Source organism: Marinovum algicola, assembly GCF_900109145.1.
GTDB classification, from domain to species: Bacteria; Pseudomonadota; Alphaproteobacteria; order Rhodobacterales; family Rhodobacteraceae; genus Marinovum; species Marinovum algicola.
This window is the reverse complement of record NZ_FNYY01000001.1, coordinates 213,345-231,171: the sequence shown is the minus strand read 5'-3', so window position 1 is coordinate 231,171 and position 17,827 is coordinate 213,345. Positions and strand designations below refer to the sequence as shown.

Genomic DNA, 17,827 nt, shown 5'->3' with positions numbered 1-17,827 from the left:
CCCCGACCATATCGGAGAGACCTCATGACCTACCATCCCAAATCGGACTTCATGCATGTCATGATGGAGCGCGGCTATCTGGCCGATTGCACCGATTATCAGGGGCTGGACGAGGCCCTGTCCAGTGGCATGGTGACCGCCTATATCGGTTATGATGCCACGGCGCAGTCGCTGCATGTGGGGCATCTCCTCAACATCATGATGCTGCGCTGGCTGCAAAAGACCGGGCACAAGCCGATCACCCTGATGGGCGGCGGCACCACCAAGGTGGGCGATCCCTCGTTCCGGTCGGACGAACGCCCGCTGCTGGGGCCGGAGCAGATCGACGCCAATATCGCCGGCATGCAGCAGGTCTTTGCCAAATACCTCGACTACGGGGACGCCGACGGCCTGCACAATGCGGCCTTGATGCTGAACAATGCCGAATGGCTCGACGGGTTGAACTATCTCGAGTTCCTGCGCGACATCGGCCGGCATTTCTCGGTCAACCGGATGCTGAGCTTCGAAAGCGTGAAGTCGCGGCTTGATCGCGAGCAATCGCTGTCGTTCCTCGAGTTCAACTACATGATCCTGCAAGCCTATGATTTCCTTGAGCTGAACCGCCGCTACGACTGTGTGTTGCAGATGGGCGGATCGGATCAATGGGGCAATATCGTCAATGGCATCGACCTGACGCGCCGGGTGCTCGACCATGAGATCTTTGGCCTGACCTCGCCGCTGCTGACCACCTCGGACGGCCGCAAGATGGGCAAATCTCAGGGCGGCGCCATGTGGCTCAATGCCGACATGCTCTCGCCCTACGAGTTCTGGCAGTTCTGGCGCAATTCCACCGATGCCGATGTCGGCCGCTTCCTCAAGCTTTATACCGAAATCGACGTCGCCGAATGCGAGCGGCTGGGCGCGCTGGCCGGATCGGAGATCAACGAGGCAAAGATCGTGCTGGCCAATGCGGTCACCACGCTCTGTCACGGGGCCGAGGCGGCGGCGGCAGCAGAAGCCACCGCGCGCGAGGTGTTCGAAAAGGGTGGCGTGGGCGACGACCTGCCGACCCTGACGCTTTCGGCCGAAGAACTGGGCGACGGCATTTCCATCGTGCAGGTGATCGTGCGGGCCGGGCTGGCGAAATCCGGCAAGGAGGCCAAGCGGCTGATCGCCGAAAACGGCGCGCGCCTCGACGACGCGCCGCTGACCGACGCCGGGCTGATGCTGGATGCCGGCGCGCTGGCCTCGCCGGTCAAGCTCTCGGCCGGCAAGAAGCGACACGCGCTGGTGCAGCTCGGCTGAGCGCCAGGGCGCGGCGATCCCTCGCCGCGCCTAGAGCAACAGCCACTCCGTGAGCCAGAGCAGCAGCCCGGCCGGCAGCGCCAGAGCGGCGGAGAACAGTGCGAGGCCCGCAGGGGCGAGGCGCGGCGGCGGGGCGTGGACGCCGAGGACAATGTGGTTTTTCATGGCAGCCATTAATCCCTGATTTACCTGAATCAGATGTTAATGCCGCCATGACGTTTCACGCTTCTCGTTTCGCGGCAGTGCAGACCGCGCCGTTCCAGCAGCATCCGGCCTATGGCGCCACGCTCACGCATCTGGGTCGCCCGCCGCTGCGCATCTTTCTCGGCCCGTCCGGCGGCGAGGTGCAGGTGCTGCGCCGCCGCTTCGGGCCCTTTGCCAAGGTGGCGCTGGTGTCGCGGGCGGATGTCAGCCGGAGCGACCTGCGCCGATTGCGCGCGGCCTGCGACTGCCGGCTGTTCCTGATCAATGCCGAGACGCCGGGAACCGCCCCCGGCCTGCGGCTCAGGACGGCGGCGCATGTGGCCGAGTTGTCGCTTGACGGCACGGCGGCGGATCTGCGTGCACGGATGGCGCAGAAATGGCGCAATCGGCTGAATCGCGCCTCGGACGCCGGGCTGCGGGTGGCCTCGGTCGGGCTGCCGGCCGATCCCGGGCACTGGCTCTTGCGGGTGGATCAGGCGCAACAGGTGGTGAAACGCTATCGCGGCTATCCACCGCTCTTTACCGCCGCCTTTGCCGCCGCCAACCGCGGCCAGGCGCGGATTTTCGAGGCCCGGCATCAGGGCGCGCCGGTGGCGGCGCTGCTGTTTCTCTGCCACGGCGCGGTGGCAACCTATCACATCGGCTGGTCCGGCCCCGAAGGCCGGGCGCGCGCGGCGCATCATCTGCTGCTCTGGCGGGCGATGATCGATCTGGCGGCGCGCGGCATCACGCGGCTCGATCTGGGAATGGTCGATACGGTCACCGCGCCGGGGCTGGCGCGGTTCAAGCTTGGATCGGGCGCCCGTTGCCGGGCGCTCGGGGGGACATGGCTGGCGCGGGCCTGAGCCCTGTCCCCCGCGGCGTCAGTGACCGCCGAGAATGCCGGTGCGGACGTGATAATCCACCGCCAGCTCGTAATCGGGGTCATCGTCGCTGTCGACCATCAGGTGACCGGCCTTGGTCAGCAGGCTGTGGCAGTCCCGGCTCAGGTGCCGCAGCTTGATGATCTTGCCCGCAGCCTCGTATTTCGCGGCGACGGCCTCGATCGCCTGAAGCGCCGATTGATCGACCACGCGGCTTTCGGCAAAGTCGATGATCACCGTGTCGGGGTCGCCGGCGATGTCAAAGAGCTCGATGAAACCATCCGACGAGCCGAAGAACAGCGGCCCCTGGATCTCGTAGACCTTGGCGCCCTTGTCGGTGATCGATTCCCGGGTGCGGGCATGGATGCGCCGCGCGTTGTTCCAGGAATAGGCCAGCGCCGAGACGATCACACCCACCACCACGGCAACCGCCAGGTCTTCGTAGACGGTGACCGCGGTGACCAGCAGGATGACGAAGGCATCCATCTTGGGCACCTTGCGCAGGATGGTCAGCGAGTTCCAGGCGAAGGTGCCGATCACCACCATGAACATCACGCCGACCAGCGCCGCCAGCGGAATGAGCTCGATCACCGGCGCGGCGAAGAGGATGAAGATCAGCAGGAAGAGCGCCGCCGCAATGCCGGCGATGCGGGTGCGGCCACCGCTTTTCACGTTGATCATCGACTGGCCGATCATGGCACAGCCGCCCATGCCGCCAAAGAAACCGGTGACGGTATTGGCCACGCCCTGGGCGACGCATTCCTGGCTGGCGCCGCCGCGCTTGCCGGTGATCTCGCCCACCAGATTAAGCGTCAGCAGAGATTCGATCAGCCCGATGGCCGCGAGGATCACCGCATAGGGCAGGATGATTTGCAGGGTCTCCCAGTTCAACGGCACCATCGGAATGTGAAACGGCGGCAGCCCGCCCTGGATCGAGGCCATGTCGCCCACCCGCGGCACATCGATGCCGAAGGCGATGACCAGCGCCGCGACCACGCCGATGCCGGCCAGCGGCGCCGGGATCACCTTGGTGATCCTGGGCATCACCCAGATGATCGCCATGGTCAGCGCCACCAGTCCCAGCATCACGACCAGCGGCCAGCCGGTCAGCCATTCGCCGCCGCCCATGCCGTGGCCGTTGCTTTCGGCTGTTCCGGGCACCTTGAACTGGGTCAGCTGCGCCAGGAAGATCACGATCGCCAGGCCGTTGACAAAGCCCAGCATCACCGGATGCGGCACCAACCGGATGAACTTGCCCCATTGCATGACACCGGCAAAGATCTGCAACAGCCCCATCAGGACCACCGTCGCAAAGAGGTATTCGACACCATGCTGCGCCACCAGCGCCACCATGACGACGGCCAGCGCGCCGGTCGCGCCTGAGATCATGCCGGGCCGGCCGCCGATCAGCGCGGTGATCAATCCGACGAGAAAGGCGGCATAGAGGCCGACCAGCGGATGCACGCCGGCGACAAAGGCAAAGGCCACCGCCTCGGGCACCAGCGCCAGCGCCACGGTGAGACCGGACAGCAATTCGATCCGCAGCCGCCCCATGGTAAAGCCCTCGTCGGGCATCCAGCGGAGGTCGGGCATGGCAAAGCCCTTGGCGAATGAGGCCAGCAAGGCGCGTTTCATCGGCGGATCCTGATATTTGGTGTGTTTCCGCTAGCGCTATAGTCCGCCGCGGCGCGAAACGCCACCCCGCCAGGCCCGGCCGGCGCGGTCGCGGGCCGGGTCGCGTAGCCGTGGCTTGCGCTCGCAACCGCGCGCCCTAAGGTGGCGTCGACAACAGACGGAGCACAGGCATGACGGACACGATGATCGGGGTGATCGGCGGATCGGGGATTTACGAGATCGCCGGGCTGAGCGGGGCGGAATGGGTCTCGGTCGCCACGCCCTGGGGCGCGCCGTCGGATCAGCTTCTGACCGGCACGCTCGACGGGGTGAAGATGGCCTTTCTGCCGCGCCACGGCCGTGGCCATGTGCATGCACCCGCCACCGTGCCCTATCGCGCCAACATCGATGCGCTCAAACGGCTCGGGGTGACCGACGTGGTCTCTGTCTCGGCCTGCGGATCGTTCCGCGACGAAATGGCGCCGGGCGATTTCGTCGTCGTCGACCAGTTCATCGACCGCACGATCGCGCGCGAAAAATCCTTCTTCGGCACAGGATGCGTGGCGCATGTGAGCGTGGCGCATCCGACCTGCCCGCGCCTGTCGGACGCCTGCGAAACCGCCGCGCGCGACGGCGGGATCAACGTGCATCGCGGCGGCACCTATCTGGCGATGGAGGGGCCGCAGTTCTCGACGCTGGCTGAATCGCGAATGTATCGCGAGGCCTGGGGTGCGGATGTGATCGGCATGACCAACATGCCCGAGGCCAAACTCGCCCGCGAGGCCGAGCTCTGCTACGCCAGTGTGGCGATGATCACCGATTACGACAGCTGGCACCCCGACCATGGCGAGGTGGATGTGACGCAGATCATCGCCACGCTGATGGGCAATGCCGAAAAGGGGCGCGATCTGGTCAGCCGGCTGCCGGCGCTTCTGGGCGCTGGTCGGGCGCCCTGCCCGCATGGCTGCGACCGGGCGCTGGAATATGCGATCCTGACCGCGCCGGACAAACGCGATGCCGGGCTGATGGCCAAGCTCGATGCGGTGGCGGGCCGTGTTCTGGAAAAGGCGACGGGCTGACGCCCGGCGGGTGAAAGGTGTGATGGGATGACATTCGAACTCTGGCTGACCTTCGTGGCGGCGTCGACGGCGCTCTTGCTGATCCCGGGGCCGACGGTGCTTCTGGTGCTGAGTTATGCGCTGTCCAAGGGGCGCAGCGTGGCGGTGGCCTCGGCGGCCGGTGTGGCAACCGGCGATTTCATCGCCATGACCGCTTCGCTGGCCGGGCTGGGGGCGCTGGTGCTGGCCTCGGCGACGCTGTTCACGGTGCTGAAATGGGCCGGCGCGGCCTATCTGATCTGGCTCGGCGTCAAGCTGATCCGTTCGGCCCCCTCCGAGGGCCTGGCCGCCGATCGCATCCGGGCCGAAGTCACCGCGCGGGGAGTGTTTGCCCATAATGCGGCGGTGACGGCGCTGAACCCGAAATCCATCGCCTTTTTCATCGCCTTCGTGCCGCAGTTCCTCGACCCTGCCGCGCCGCTTGGCGGGCAATTCGCCGTGCTGATTGCCACCTTCGTAAGCCTGGCGACGCTGAATGCGCTGGCCTATGCGATTTTGGCGGACCGGCTCCGGCGGATGATCTCGCGGCCGCAGGTGATCACCTGGATCACCCGCGCCGGCGGGGGCGCGCTGATTGCCATGGGCGTGTTGACAGCGACGATGCGGCGGGCCAGCTAGCTCAGCTCTTGCCGGCGTTCTTCTTCATGAACTTGCGGATGAAATGCCGGATCTCGCGTGCCGCCGTGGTGTCAAGCTCGCGGCACAGCGCGACAAAATCGTCGCGCTCGTCCTTGTCGAGCCGCAGGATCAATTGCGCGTCCTTGTTCGCGGTTTTCTTCTTTTGCGGTTTCTCGCTCACGTCGTTCGGCCCGGCCCTTGATTTTTCCGCCACGGCAGTGTATATACATTGCATAGGCGGCGCTGCGCGATGCTATGTCGCCACAGGTCAAAAGGAAAGAGTGAATATGTTGCCGACAAGCATAGCCAGATGTCTGCTGATGCAGGACCGGATGGATTGGAACCGCCCGCATGCCGCGTGGCTGACCCGAAAATTCTATGCCCTGCGCTTTCCGAGCAAGCATGACGGGCACCCGATCTGGCGCAGCCGCGGCTGATCAGAAGGCATAGCCGAAGCGGGCGATATCGGCGGCGCAGACGCGGGCGATGATGCCGGCGCCCGCATCGTCGTAATAGCTGCGGTAATCGGCCGCGCGGGCGGAGCGATTGGCATGGGGCATCGTCAGCCGGAAGCCGAGATGTGCCTCGAGTGGCGGCATATCCTCCGCCAGATGCTCGAGCCGCAGAAAGCGCGCCGGCCGCTCGCGCCCGGCCGCATCGGTGACATAGCTTGCGGCCGGTGTGTTGTGCAGGCTGGCTTGAATCTGTGGCGCTTGCAGAAAGGCGGCAAAGCTCAGACGTTTCGACAAGGTCACCGCGGGATGGTCGAAGCTCTGGCCTTGCAGCCAGTGGTAATAACTCACCACCCGGTCCCAGGGATTGCGCACCAGCGTGAAGATCAGCAGCCTGTCAAGCTCACCGGCAGCGATCACCCCGTCGATGTCGGCCAGCGTCGAATGCTTCCACAGCCGGCCGCGCGGCGTAAGCGCCCGGAGCCGCCCACGCCGCCGAAGGGCTTTCGGCGTGTCGCCGATCAGGATGTCATCGGCCTTGGCGCGCGCCTCCAGCGCCAGCGCCATGGCGGTGCCCCCAGTCTTGGGGATATGGACAAAGATATAGCGCCGCCCGCGAGAGATGATCATGGCGGCGACGCTAGCCGGTCGCGCCGCCAACGGCAATTCTCCGGCAGGCCGAAGGCGGGCGTTTTCGGCCCCACGCCCCGGCCCCCGCGCCCTTCACCCGTCGCGCAGGCGCCAGACGATCACCAGCCCGGCCCCGGCGATCAGTGCGATGCCCGCCACCTCGTTCCAGCCCACCCGCTGGCCAAAGATCACGAAGGCCGCGAGCGGGCCGAAGATGAACACCGAATACTCGAAGACCGCCACATAAGAGGCATCGCCCAGCGCATAGGCCCGGGTGATCAGCCCGACACCCAGCACCGAAAACACCGCCTGAATCACCATCAGCAGATGGACCAGCGGCGACATCGGCCAGACCCAGCCGCGAGAGACAAAGCCCGAAGCCCCGGCGCCGACTTCGGGCGCCAGCACCGCCACCGTGCCCAGACCCGCAAGGCCGATCAGCCCCTGAACCAGAAACATCGCCAGCAGCATCGCCAGCACGTCCTCGCCGGCGCAGACCGTGCGCGTTGCAATCGCGCCCAGCGCATAGAACAGCCCGCCGAACACCGGCAGAAAGGTGGCGAGGCTGAGGCTGGCCGGATCGGGGCTGAGCACCACGAGAATGCCGGTGAACCCCATGCTCACGGCCAGAACGCGCCACGGCCCGATCGGCTGGCGCAGGGCCAGCGCGGTGATCACCAGGACAAAGACAGGCGAGGTGAAAAGGCCCGAAAGGGCCTGGGCAATCGGCATGACCGAGAGCGCGCCAAAGTAGAACATCATCGAGATCGACAGCATCGCCCCGCGCAAGAGCACCGCCCAGAGCCGCCCCGGCTTCACCGTGCCAAAGCCCAGCCGCGCCGCCAGAAGGATCACCGGCACCGCCATCACCACCCGCCAGGCGTAGAACTGCCAGAGGCCGATTTCACCGGCGAGGACGGGCACGGCATTGTCGATCACACCGATCACCGCCATAGCCCCCAGCATCGAGGCGGCGGCCACCAGCGGCCGGGTTTGGGGGATGGGTCTGCTCATGGGGGGCAACGGGCCAGCTTGCGGGAGGTCTGTCTTGCCTTATAACGATATGATCCGGCTTAAAAAGGGAGGATGCGATGGGTTGGCTGGCGGATGAGACCGGGTTGGACAGAAACCCCGCGAATTACGTGCCCCTGACGCCGCTTTCGATGCTGTTGCGGGCGCGGAGAATCTTTTCCGAGCGGCTGGCCGTGGCCTATGGAACGCATCGCAAGAGTTATGCCGAATACCATGCCCGGTGCAGCCGCCTTGCCTCAGCGCTGGCGCAGGCCGGTATCGCGCCCGGCGACGTGGTGGCGACCGTGCTGCCCAATATCCCGGCCCAGGCCGAGGCCCATTTCGGCGTGCCGGCCTGCGGTGCGGTGCTCAACACCATCAACACCCGGCTGGAGGCCGGAACAATCGCCTATATCCTCGATCACGGCGAGGCACGGCTGGTGCTGGTCGATAGCCAGGCGCTGCCGGTGCTGCGCGACGCACTGGCGCTGATGACGGGCCCCGCCCCGCGCATCATCGAAGTGCCCGATCCGCAGGCCGGGGTGCGCGCCAGCGGCGCGCATCAGCTCTACGAGGATTTCCTTGCCACGGGCGACCCGGCGTTCGACTGGGTGATGCCGGACGATGAATGGGAGAGCATCGCGCTCAGCTATACCTCCGGCACCACCGGCCGGCCCAAGGGCGTGGTGACACACCATCGCGGCGCCTATCTAAGCGCCATGGCGCAGCCGATCTCCTGGCGCATGGTGCTTTATCCGCGTTACTTGACTATCGTGCCGCTGTTTCACTGCAACGGCTGGTGCCACACCTGGATGATGCCGCTTCTGGGCGGCACGCTGGTCTGCTGCCGCGACATCACCGCGAAGGCGATCTTTGACGCCATCGCCGACGAGGGCGTGACCCATTTCGGCGGCGCGCCCATCGTGCTCAACATGCTGGTCAATGCGCCGGACGCAGATCGCCGCGCCTTCGACCAGACCGTCGAGGTCTTTACCGCCGGCGCGCCCCCGGCCCCGGCGACCCTCGCCAAGATCGAGCCGATGGGCTTCAACATTACCCAGGTCTACGGCTTGACCGAGACCTATGGCCCCGCCACCGAATGCACCTGGCGCGATGAGGATTGGGCGGCGCTCGCCCCCGAGGACCGCGCGGCCGTCAAGGCACGGCAGGGCGTCGCGATGCCGATGATGGACGACATCACGGTGATGGCGCCGGAGACCATGGACCAGGTGCCGATGGATGGCGCGCAGCAGGGCGAAATCATGTTTCGCGGCAATGCGGTGATGAAAGGCTATTACAAGAACCCGCAGGCCACCGCCGAGGCCTTCAAGCACGGCTATTTTCACTCCGGCGACATCGCGGTCCAGCATCCCGACAGCTACGTCCAGATCGCCGACCGCGCCAAGGACATCATCATCAGCGGCGGCGAGAACATCTCTTCGGTCGAGATCGAAGGCACGCTGCTGGCGCATGAGGCGGTATCGCTGGCCGCAGTGGTGGCCAAGCCGGACGAGCGATGGGGCGAGGTGCCTTGCGCCTTTGTCGAGCTGAAGGCCGGGCATGCCGCAACCGAGGCCGAGCTCATCGCCTTTGCCCGTGCCCGACTTGCGGGTTTCAAGACGCCGAAAAAGGTCGTATTCCGTGAGCTGCCGAAAACCTCGACCGGCAAGATTCAGAAATTCGAACTGCGCACCATTGCCAAGGACATTTGATCCTTCATGACTTTCCCGGCCATGCCGCTTTATCGTCTCGTCGTCTGCCTGGCGTGGCCCATCGTGGCGCTGTCGCTCCTGACGCGTGTGATCGCGCGGCGCGAGCGGCTGGCCGACTGGGGCCAGCGCACGGGACTGGCGCCGGGCCGGGGCAGCGGTCCGCATCTCTGGCTGCATGCCGCCTCGAACGGAGAGCTGACTTCGGCCCGCCCGGCGCTGCTGGCGCTACACGCGGCGCGGCCCGAGCTGAAATTCCTGATCACCTGCAATTCGCTCACCGGCCGGGATCTGGCGCTGGGCTGGGGTCTGCCGGGGCTGAGCGCGCGGCTGGCGCCCTTTGACACCCGCTGGGCGGCCGTGCTGCTCTGCCGGCGCTACGGCGTCGTCGGCCACCTGCTGCTCGAAGCCGAGTTCTGGCCCAACCGGATTGCTGCCGTGGCGCGCCGTGGCCTGCCGGTCATCGCCGTCGGCGCGCGGCTGTCCATGCGCACCGCGCAGACCTGGCGCAGGCTCGGACCGCTGGCGCGGCACATGCTGGCGCGGCTCACCTTCGTGTCTCCGCAGGACGAGGGGTCGCGCCGCCGCTTGGCCGAACTGGGGCTGACACCGGGGCAGATGACCGCCGTGCTCGACCTCAAGGCGTTTTACGTGCCACCGGCCGGGCTGACACTCGATCCCGATCTGCGCCGCGCCTTTGACCGTGACGCGACCTGGCTGGCCGCCTCGACCCACGAGGGCGAGGACGAGATCGTCATCGCGGCCCATGCCGCCCTGCTGACGCAGCGCCCCGAGGCCCGGCTGATCATCGCCCCCCGCCACCCCCGGCGCGGCGCCGAGATCGCCGCCATGGTGCGCGCCGCCGATCTGCCGGCGGCCCTGCGCTCGCGGGGCGATGCACCCCGCGAGCATGCGGTCTATATCGTTGACACGATTGGCGAAATGCCGCTGTGGTATCAGCTCGCCGGCACCACCTTCATCGGTGGCTCGCTGGTCGAGAAAGGGGGGCACACGCCGTTTGAACCGGCGGTGTTCGACAGCACCCTGCTGCATGGGCCCGATACCAGCAACTTTACCCGCATCTACCGTATGCTCGATGTCGCCGGCGCCGCTATCCAGGTGAGCACCGCCGAAGAATTGGCGCGCGCACTGATCCAGGTGCGCCATGCCGACCGCCGCGACGCGATGCGCCGCAAGGCACATGAACAGCTCGATCAGCCGACCGATCTGGCCGAGGTCGTGACCCGGATTCTCGCGGCGCTGCCGGGTTGAGCGCTGCCGCGCGGCAGTCGGGCGGTTTTGCCGACCCGCCGCGATTTCCCGGGTGGCAATGTAGGGGAATTCTTCTACCTTTGTTCCAGGGCAAGGAGGGCCGGTGATGTCGTTTCATGACAAGACGCAATTGCCGCTGGCCATTCGCGCCCGGCAAAAGGGCGAGATGCGCGCGCAATTCGCCGCGCTGTGTTATCGCGTCGTCAACGACAAGACCCAGGTGCTGCTGATCACCTCGCGCGGGCGCAAGCGCTGGATCATTCCCAAGGGCTGGCCCAGCCATGGCGTCACCCCGGCTCAGGGCGCGGCGATCGAGGCCTGGGAAGAGGCCGGCGTGATCGGCCGGCCACACGGCCAATGCATCGGGGTCTTTTCCTACATGAAGATCAATGCCCGCACCGGTGACCTGCCCTGTGTCGCGATGGTCTACCCGATTCGCGTCAAGCGGTTGGCCGAGGCCTTTCCAGAGGCCGGCCAGCGGCGGATGAAGTGGATGCGCCCGGCCCGCGCCGCCGAACTGGTCAGCGAGCCGGAGCTGCGCCAGATTCTGCTGCACTTCGATCCCCGCAAGCTGCGCTCGTGATCCGGTGTGACCGCGCAGCGAGTTGAACTTGCCCCGCAAATGGCTATGTCTTTGTCAATCAAGGATCGGTCAGGACGATGATTCACTACGCGCTGAAATGCAGCGAAGACCACAGGTTCGAAAGCTGGTTCCAATCCGCCGCCGCCTTCGACAAGCTTCAGGCCGCGGGCATGGTGGCCTGCGCCGTCTGCGGCACCAGCAAAGTTGACCGCGACCTGATGGCGCCGCGCGTGTCGCATGGCACCGCCAGGCCGAAACCGCAGGCGCCGGCCAAGCCGCTCTCGACCCCGGCCTCACCCGCCGACAAGGCGCTGGCCGAGCTGAAAGCGCATATCGAGAAAACCTCGGAGGATGTCGGCCGCGACTTTGCCCGAGAGGCCCGCGCCATTCATCTCGGTGATGCCCCGAGCCGCGCGATCCGCGGTGAGGCCCGGCCCGAAGAGGCCCGCAAACTGGTCGAGGACGGCGTGCCGATCGCCCCCCTGCCATTCAAGGTCGGTCGCAAGACAAACTGACCCCCGGGCGCGGCCTGCGCCCGCCCCCACCAGATCGCAAAATCCGCGCCGCGCCGGCTTTGACCGGGGTGATTTCCGCTGTCCTGATCGCAGTGGAACGATCGGGTTTTGGCCCCATTGACTAATCCGACAAAATAAGTCAGCAATACGCAGAACCCATTCGTCGGGCGATCCTGCTTCGCGTCGCCGGGTCTTGTTGCTTAGTTGAAAGGACTTTCCATGCGCCTCCGCTCCACCACTGCCCTCGCCCTTGCGGCCTGTGTCGCCACGCCTGCTCTTGCCCAGAGCAAGGCCGAGGTTCTCGACACCTATGCCGACATCGCCCAGGCGGGTTACGAGGACAGCCTGATCAAGGCGCGCGGCTTGCAGGCGGCGGTCGAAACCTTGCTCGGCGCGCCTTCGGCCGAGGCCTTGCAGGCGGCCAGGGCAACCTGGCTCGAGGCGCGGGTGCCCTATCAGCAGACCGAGGTCTTCCGCTTCGGCAATGCCATCGTCGATGATTGGGAAGGCAGGGTGAACGCCTGGCCGCTGGACGAAGGCCTGATCGATTATGTCGATGCCTCCTATGGCGGCGCGACCGACGAAAACCAGCTTGCGGCGCTGAACGTGGTGGCCAATCCGGTCTTCACCCTCGGCGGCCAAGAGGTCGATGCCACCGAGATCACCCCCGCCCTGTTGCAAGGCCAGTTGCACGAGGCGGGCGCGGTCGAGGCCAATGTCGCCACCGGCTATCACGCCATCGAATTCCTGCTCTGGGGGCAGGATCTCAACGGCACCGACTATGGCGCCGGCAACCGCCCCTGGACCGATTACGCCACCGACGCGGCCTGCTCGGGCGGCAATTGCGACCGCCGCGGCCAGTACCTCAAGGCCGCCACCGATCTGCTGGTCTCGGACCTGGACTGGATGGCCGGTCAATGGGCCGAAGGCGGCGACGCCCGCGCCGCGGTGCTCGAGGATGAGGATGCCGGCATCAACGCGATTCTCACCGGCATGGGCTCGCTATCCTATGGCGAACAGGCGGGTGAGCGGATGAAGCTCGGCGTCATGCTGAACGACCCCGAGGAAGAGCACGACTGTTTCTCCGACAACACCCACAACAGCCATTACTATGACGGTCTGGGCGTGCGGAATGTCTATCTGGGCGAATATCTGCGAATCGATGGTTCGCTGGTCTCCGGCCCGGCGCTCTCTGATCTGGTGGCGGCGGCCGATGCCGGCGTCGACGAAGCGCTGCGCGCCCGGCTGAACGCCACCATGGTCGAGCTGGGCCAGATCAAATCCGCCGCCGAGGCGGGCTTCAGCTATGACATGATGCTGGCGCGCGGCAATGCCGAAGGCGAGGCGCTGATCATGGGCGCGGTCGAAGCGCTGGTCGATCAGACCCGCAGCATCGAACGCGCGGTCAGCGTGCTTGGTGTCGATCAGATCGCCTTCGAAGGCTCCGACAGCCTCGACGATCCCGACGCCGTTTTCCACTAACCCCTCAGGGCGGCCCGACCGGACGGCCGCCCGTCTGCCCGAGCAAAGGACCGCAGCCATGATCGTCTGCCAGTGCATGAACATCCGCGACACCGAGATCCGCGCCGCGATGGACTGGATGCGCGCCGCCGACCCCGACACGATCATCACCCCGGGCAAGATCTATCGCGCCCTGGGCAAACGCGCGGACTGCGGTGGATGTCTGCCGCTGTTTCTGGATACCATGGCAACCACCGAGAGTTACGAAGTTCCAGCCAACCTGCAAAACCTGCGGGACCGCAAGACAAGGAGACCCGTCAATGAAGGGCGATAAGAAAGTCATCGAATACCTGAACGCAGCCCTGCGCTCGGAGCTGACGGCGGTCAGCCAATATTGGCTGCATTACCGGCTTCAGGAAGATTGGGGATACGGCCGGCTCGCCTCGAAATCGCGCGAGGAAAGCATCGAAGAGATGAACCACGCCGACAAGCTGATCGAGCGGATCATCTTTCTCGAAGGCCACCCCAACCTGCAAAAGCTCGACCCGCTGCGCATCGGCGAGACCGTCAAGGAATGTCTGGAGGCCGATCTCGCCGCCGAACACGAGGCGCGCACGCTTTACATCGAGGCCCGCAACCATTGCGATCAGGTCGGCGACTTCGTGTCCAAGAATCTGTTCGAAGAGCTGATTGCCGATGAGGAAGGCCATATCGACTTTCTCGAGACCCAGCTGTCGTTGCAGGCCGAATTGGGCGACGCGGTCTATGGCCAGCTTCAGGCCAAGGCGACCGACGAGGCCGAGTAATCCCGTCGCGCGTCCCGCCTGACGGGGCGCGCCTTTGGCCAAGGCCCTTCACATGCGATTTCCCCTACTGACACTGGCCCTGACCGGCGCCGGACTGGCGAGCTTTGCCGCCACCCCCGAGCTGGCCGAGCCGCATCTCAGCGTCCTGCCCCGCACCGAGGCCGAGCGCGCGCGCATCGCCGGTGTTACCGCGCCGCCCGGGGATTTCACGCAGCCGGAAGCCTTCGAGACCAACCCGGCCGGCGCCGCCACGGTGCGCGCCCGCACCACGCCCGATGCCTTTTCGCAGCCCTCGGGCAATATCGCCTTCGAGCGCGAGCTGGATTTCAAGGTCGGCAACGGGCTGTTCAAGAAGCTCTGGGTCTCCTCGCCCTCCTCCACCCTGGCCTCGGACGGGCTTGGCCCGGTGTTCAACGCCCGCTCCTGCCAGCGGTGCCATCTCAAGGACGGGCGCGGCCATCCGCCGGACGGGCCCGAGGACGACGCGATCTCGATGTTCCTGCGGATCTCGGTGCCGGCGGCGCCGGAGGCGGAGATCAGCCGGATCGAGGCCTTCCTGCTGTCGCTGGGCGACGCGGCGCCGCGCACCCGACCCGATCCGACCTATGGCGGGCAATTGCAGGATTTCGCCGTTGCCGGGCACCGGGCCGAATACCGGCTTGGCCTGCGGTACGACGAGATCGAGGTCGCGCTCTCCGATGGCGAAACCGCCTGGCTGCGTCAGCCCAGCTACAGCGCCGAGGATCTGGGATATGGCCCGCTGGCCGAGGGCGCCATGCTGAGCCCCCGTGTCGCGCCGCCGATGATCGGGCTGGGCCTGCTCGAAGCGATCCCGGCCGCAGACATTCTGGCGCTGGAAGACCCCGAAGACGCCGATGGCGACGGCATTTCCGGCCGGGCCCAGATCGTCTGGTCGTTTGAACATGATCGGCCGATGCTGGGCCGTTTCGGCTGGAAGGCCGGGGCGCCCACGGTGCGCGAGCAATCGGCCAGCGCCTTTGCCGGCGACATCGGGATTTCCTCGCCGCTGTTTCCAGCCCCCTGGGGCGATTGCGCCGCCGGCCAGCCGGCCTGCCAGCGGGCTCCGCATGGCGACGGCGACGCGCGCCAATTCGAGATCGACGCCGCCGGCCTTGACCTCGTGACCTTCTACAGCCGCAACCTCGCCGTGCCGGCGCGCCGCGATGTCGGTGACAACCAGGTGCTGCGCGGCAAGCGGATGTTTCACGAAAGCGGCTGCGCCGCCTGCCACACACCGAAATTTGTCACTCACCGGCTTCAGGGCCAGCCCGAGCAGAGCTTTCAGCTAATCTGGCCGATGACCGACCTCCTGCTGCACGACATGGGCGAGGGGTTGGCCGACAACCGCCCCGAAGGCCGCGCCACGGGGCGGGAATGGCGGACCGCGCCGCTCTGGGGCATCGGCCTGACCGAGCAGGTCAATGGCCACAGCCAGTTCCTGCACGATGGCCGCGCTCGGTCGCTGCTGGAAGCCGTGCTCTGGCACGGCGGCGAGGCGCAGGCCGCCCGCGATGCCGTGGCGACGATGCCGAAAGCCGACCGTGACGCCCTGATCCGATATCTGGAGAGCCTCTGATGCGCCACCTTCTGACCGCTGCCCTTTGCCTGCTCACCCTGCCCGCCACCGCCGGCACCCGCGCGGTGGTGCAGGATCACGCCCTACCCCGTGTCGCAGGCTTTGCCCAGGCGGCGCAGGCGCTCGACGCCGCCGCTGCGCAAGACTGCCGGGCCGACACCCTGCGCCCGGCCTATCAGGCGACCTTTGATGCCTGGATGGGCCTGTCGCATCTCGGCCTCGGCCCGCTGGAAGAGGACGGCCGCGCGCTGACCATCGCCTTCTGGCCGGACAGCCGCGGGCTGGTGGGCCGCACGGTGCAGCGGCTGCGGGCCGAAGAGGATGCCGCCGTCGACCGGCCCGAGCGCTTTGCCGAAGTCTCGATCGCCGGCCGCGGGCTGTTTGCGCTGGAGCGGCTGCTCTACGAACCAGACAACGACGGCAACGGGGAGTACACCTGCCGCTTGGCGCAGGCCATCGCCGGCGATCTGTCGCGGCTGGCGCAAGAGATCGAGACCGCCTGGCGGACGGATTTCGCGGATCAGCTGCTGAATGCCGGCGCCGAAGGCAACAGCCGCTTTCTGACCGCGCGCGAGGCCTCGCAGGCCCTGTATACGGCACTGGTCACCGGTCTCGAGTTTACCGCTGACCAGCGGCTTGGCCGCCCCATGGGCCGCTTTGACGCCCCCAGGCCGCAGGTGGCAGAGGCGCGCCGCTCGGGACGGCCGCTGCGCAATGTCATCCTGTCGCTCGAGGCACTCCGCGATCTGGCGCTTGCGCTCGCCGACCAGCCGATCCCCGAGACCGAGGCCGCCTTTGCCACGGCGCTGCAAACCGCGCGGGCGCTCGACGATCCGCTGCTGGCCGGGGTCGCCGATCCGTCGGGGCGGCTGCGCGTCGAGGTGCTGAAGAACCGCATCGAGGAGACCCGTGCGGCCGCGGCGCGGGAAATCGGCACCGCGCTTGGCGTCAGCGTCGGCTTCAACGCGACGGACGGCGATTGATGCCCTCGCGCCGGGCCTTCCTCGCCGGGCTGGTCGCCGCCACCGGTACGCCGCGGCTGAGCTGGGCCGACGCCGGAGATCCCGCCTATCTCGCCGCCGCGCGCGCGCCCTCGGGCGGCCATGCGCTCTTTGGGTTGGGCGCCGAGGGGCAGGATATCTTTCGCATCCCCCTGCCCGACCGCGGCCATGCTGCCGCCGCCCACCCTACTGCGCCGGAAGCGGTTGCCTTTGCCCGCCGGCCCGGCCGCTTTGCGCTGGTGATCGACTGCCTTGTTGGGCGCGAGATCCGGCGGCTCGACGCGCCCGAGGGCCGGCATTTCTACGGCCATGGCGCCTTTCTGGCCGGTGGCGACATCCTGGCCACCAGCGAAAACGAGATCGAGACCGGCGCCGGCATGATCGGCCTCTGGTCGCGTGCCGATGGCTATGCGCGGATCGGCGAATATCGCTCCGGCGGGATCGGCCCGCATGAGATCAAGGCCCTGCCCGGCAATGTGCTGGCGATCGCCAATGGCGGCATCCGCACCCACCCCGACCAGGGCCGCGACAAGCTCAACCTCGCCACCATGCGGCCAAACCTCAGTTATCTCTCGGCCCGGGGCGAGATGCTGGAGCAGGTCGAGTTGCCACCCGAGCTTTGGCGCAATTCGATCCGCCATCTGGCGGTGGCCCCCGACGGGCAGGTCGCCTTTGCCATGCAGTGGCAGGGCGCGCCCGAGGATGGCGTGCCGCTCTTGGGGCTGCACCGCCGCGGCGCGGCGCCGGTGCTGGCAGAGGCCGGCCTGGCCGAGCAGATGGCAATGCAGGGTTATGCCGGCAGCATCGCCTTTTCCGCCGAGGGCGCGCAGGTGGGCATAACCTCGCCGCGCGGCGGCCGACTGCATGTCTTTGACACACAGGGCCAATTCCTTGCCGTTCACCACCGGGCCGACATCTGCGGATTGGCCGCCGGCGCGCGGGGCTTTCTGGCCACCGACGGGCTGGGTGGCGTCTTGCAGGGCGACGCGGCGCGGCTCTCGCCGCTGACCCGGGCCGACCGCGCCTGGGACAATCATCTGGTGCGGATCGGCTGACACACCCCTGATACGAAAAGGGGGCCGCCCGAAG

At 66.9% G+C, this 17,827-nt stretch carries 20 protein-coding genes; 15 read left to right on the top strand and 5 right to left on the bottom strand.

Annotation, left to right across the window (positions count from 1 at the left end; genetic code table 11):
* The first annotated feature begins 24 nt into the window (after positions 1-24).
* On the top strand, positions 25-1,284 hold the full coding sequence (gene tyrS / locus BMW90_RS01155) for a tyrosine--tRNA ligase (RefSeq protein ID WP_074834394.1): 1,260 nt from the start codon (positions 25-27) through the stop codon (positions 1,282-1,284).
* Positions 1,285-1,314: 30 nt separating this feature from the next.
* Here tyrS and BMW90_RS27145 read toward each other — a convergent pair whose 3' ends face one another.
* Positions 1,315-1,449: a hypothetical protein gene (locus tag BMW90_RS27145; protein ID WP_275937321.1), complete on the bottom strand. Its 135-nt coding sequence runs from the start codon at positions 1,447-1,449 to the stop codon at positions 1,315-1,317.
* Positions 1,450-1,496: 47 nt separating this feature from the next.
* Between BMW90_RS27145 and BMW90_RS01150 the strand changes: the two genes are divergently transcribed.
* Positions 1,497-2,333, top strand: a complete 837-nt coding sequence (locus tag BMW90_RS01150) for a GNAT family N-acetyltransferase (RefSeq protein ID WP_074834392.1) — start codon at positions 1,497-1,499, stop codon at positions 2,331-2,333.
* A gap of 18 nt (positions 2,334-2,351) precedes the next feature.
* Here the strand turns inward: BMW90_RS01150 and BMW90_RS01145 are convergent, their stop codons facing one another.
* The gene (locus BMW90_RS01145) at positions 2,352-3,986 is read right to left on the bottom strand and encodes a SulP family inorganic anion transporter (RefSeq protein WP_048529933.1); all 1,635 of its coding nucleotides are present in this window, start codon (positions 3,984-3,986) and stop codon (positions 2,352-2,354) included.
* Positions 3,987-4,156: 170 nt separating this feature from the next.
* Between BMW90_RS01145 and BMW90_RS01140 the strand changes: the two genes are divergently transcribed.
* Positions 4,157-5,044, top strand: coding sequence for an S-methyl-5'-thioadenosine phosphorylase (locus BMW90_RS01140; protein ID WP_074834391.1), 888 nt, complete (start codon positions 4,157-4,159; stop codon positions 5,042-5,044).
* Between the two features lie 27 nt (positions 5,045-5,071).
* Positions 5,072-5,701: a LysE family translocator gene (locus tag BMW90_RS01135; protein WP_048529929.1), complete on the top strand. Its 630-nt coding sequence runs from the start codon at positions 5,072-5,074 to the stop codon at positions 5,699-5,701.
* A gap of 1 nt (position 5,702) precedes the next feature.
* Here the strand turns inward: BMW90_RS01135 and BMW90_RS01130 are convergent, their stop codons facing one another.
* Positions 5,703-5,882, bottom strand: a complete 180-nt coding sequence (locus BMW90_RS01130; RefSeq protein ID WP_048529928.1) for a hypothetical protein — start codon at positions 5,880-5,882, stop codon at positions 5,703-5,705.
* A gap of 106 nt (positions 5,883-5,988) precedes the next feature.
* On the opposite strand from BMW90_RS01130, the gene BMW90_RS26575 reads away from it, so the two are divergent.
* Complete coding sequence (locus tag BMW90_RS26575; RefSeq protein ID WP_170850486.1) at positions 5,989-6,138, top strand: hypothetical protein; 150 nt, start codon at positions 5,989-5,991, stop codon at positions 6,136-6,138.
* Here the strand turns inward: BMW90_RS26575 and BMW90_RS01125 are convergent, their stop codons facing one another.
* Both BMW90_RS01125 and BMW90_RS01120 read right to left on the bottom strand, forming a co-directional pair.
* Positions 6,139-6,783 (bottom strand): sulfotransferase family protein, encoded by a 645-nt coding sequence (locus BMW90_RS01125; RefSeq protein ID WP_048529925.1) that lies wholly within the window; start codon positions 6,781-6,783, stop codon positions 6,139-6,141.
* A gap of 93 nt (positions 6,784-6,876) precedes the next feature.
* Positions 6,877-7,797 carry a DMT family transporter gene (locus BMW90_RS01120; RefSeq protein WP_074834389.1) on the bottom strand — a complete coding sequence of 307 codons (921 nt, stop codon included), beginning with the start codon at positions 7,795-7,797 and terminating at the stop codon, positions 6,877-6,879.
* Positions 7,798-7,874: 77 nt separating this feature from the next.
* On the opposite strand from BMW90_RS01120, the gene BMW90_RS01115 reads away from it, so the two are divergent.
* The 10 genes from BMW90_RS01115 to BMW90_RS01070 all read left to right on the top strand — a co-directional run bounded on the left by BMW90_RS01115 (position 7,875) and on the right by BMW90_RS01070 (position 17,793).
* On the top strand, positions 7,875-9,506 hold the full coding sequence (locus tag BMW90_RS01115; RefSeq protein ID WP_074834387.1) for an AMP-binding protein: 1,632 nt from the start codon (positions 7,875-7,877) through the stop codon (positions 9,504-9,506).
* Positions 9,507-9,512: 6 nt separating this feature from the next.
* Positions 9,513-10,775, top strand: a complete 1,263-nt coding sequence (locus tag BMW90_RS01110; RefSeq protein ID WP_244526411.1) for a 3-deoxy-D-manno-octulosonic acid transferase — start codon at positions 9,513-9,515, stop codon at positions 10,773-10,775.
* A gap of 106 nt (positions 10,776-10,881) precedes the next feature.
* Entirely contained in the window at positions 10,882-11,358 is a 477-nt protein-coding gene (locus BMW90_RS01105; protein WP_048529920.1) for an NUDIX hydrolase, read from the top strand.
* A 77-nt stretch (positions 11,359-11,435) separates the two neighbouring features.
* Entirely contained in the window at positions 11,436-11,873 is a 438-nt protein-coding gene (locus BMW90_RS01100) for a DUF1178 family protein (protein ID WP_074834385.1), read from the top strand.
* 219 nt (positions 11,874-12,092) lie between these two features.
* Entirely contained in the window at positions 12,093-13,355 is a 1,263-nt protein-coding gene (locus BMW90_RS01095) for an imelysin family protein (RefSeq protein ID WP_074834384.1), read from the top strand.
* A 58-nt stretch (positions 13,356-13,413) separates the two neighbouring features.
* Entirely contained in the window at positions 13,414-13,668 is a 255-nt protein-coding gene (locus BMW90_RS01090) for a (2Fe-2S)-binding protein (protein ID WP_074834382.1), read from the top strand.
* Positions 13,655-14,140 (top strand): bacterioferritin, encoded by a 486-nt coding sequence (gene bfr, locus BMW90_RS01085; RefSeq protein WP_048529912.1) that lies wholly within the window; start codon positions 13,655-13,657, stop codon positions 14,138-14,140. Before BMW90_RS01090 ends, bfr begins: the two co-directional genes overlap by 14 nt.
* A gap of 52 nt (positions 14,141-14,192) precedes the next feature.
* The gene (locus tag BMW90_RS01080; RefSeq protein ID WP_074834381.1) at positions 14,193-15,737 is read left to right on the top strand and encodes a di-heme oxidoreductase family protein; all 1,545 of its coding nucleotides are present in this window, start codon (positions 14,193-14,195) and stop codon (positions 15,735-15,737) included.
* Positions 15,737-16,720, top strand: coding sequence for an imelysin family protein (locus BMW90_RS01075; RefSeq protein WP_074834379.1), 984 nt, complete (start codon positions 15,737-15,739; stop codon positions 16,718-16,720). The genes BMW90_RS01080 and BMW90_RS01075 overlap by 1 nt, the downstream gene beginning before the upstream one ends.
* Complete coding sequence (locus tag BMW90_RS01070; RefSeq protein WP_074834377.1) at positions 16,720-17,793, top strand: DUF1513 domain-containing protein; 1,074 nt, start codon at positions 16,720-16,722, stop codon at positions 17,791-17,793. Before BMW90_RS01075 ends, BMW90_RS01070 begins: the two co-directional genes overlap by 1 nt.
* The last annotated feature ends 34 nt before the right edge of the window (positions 17,794-17,827 follow it).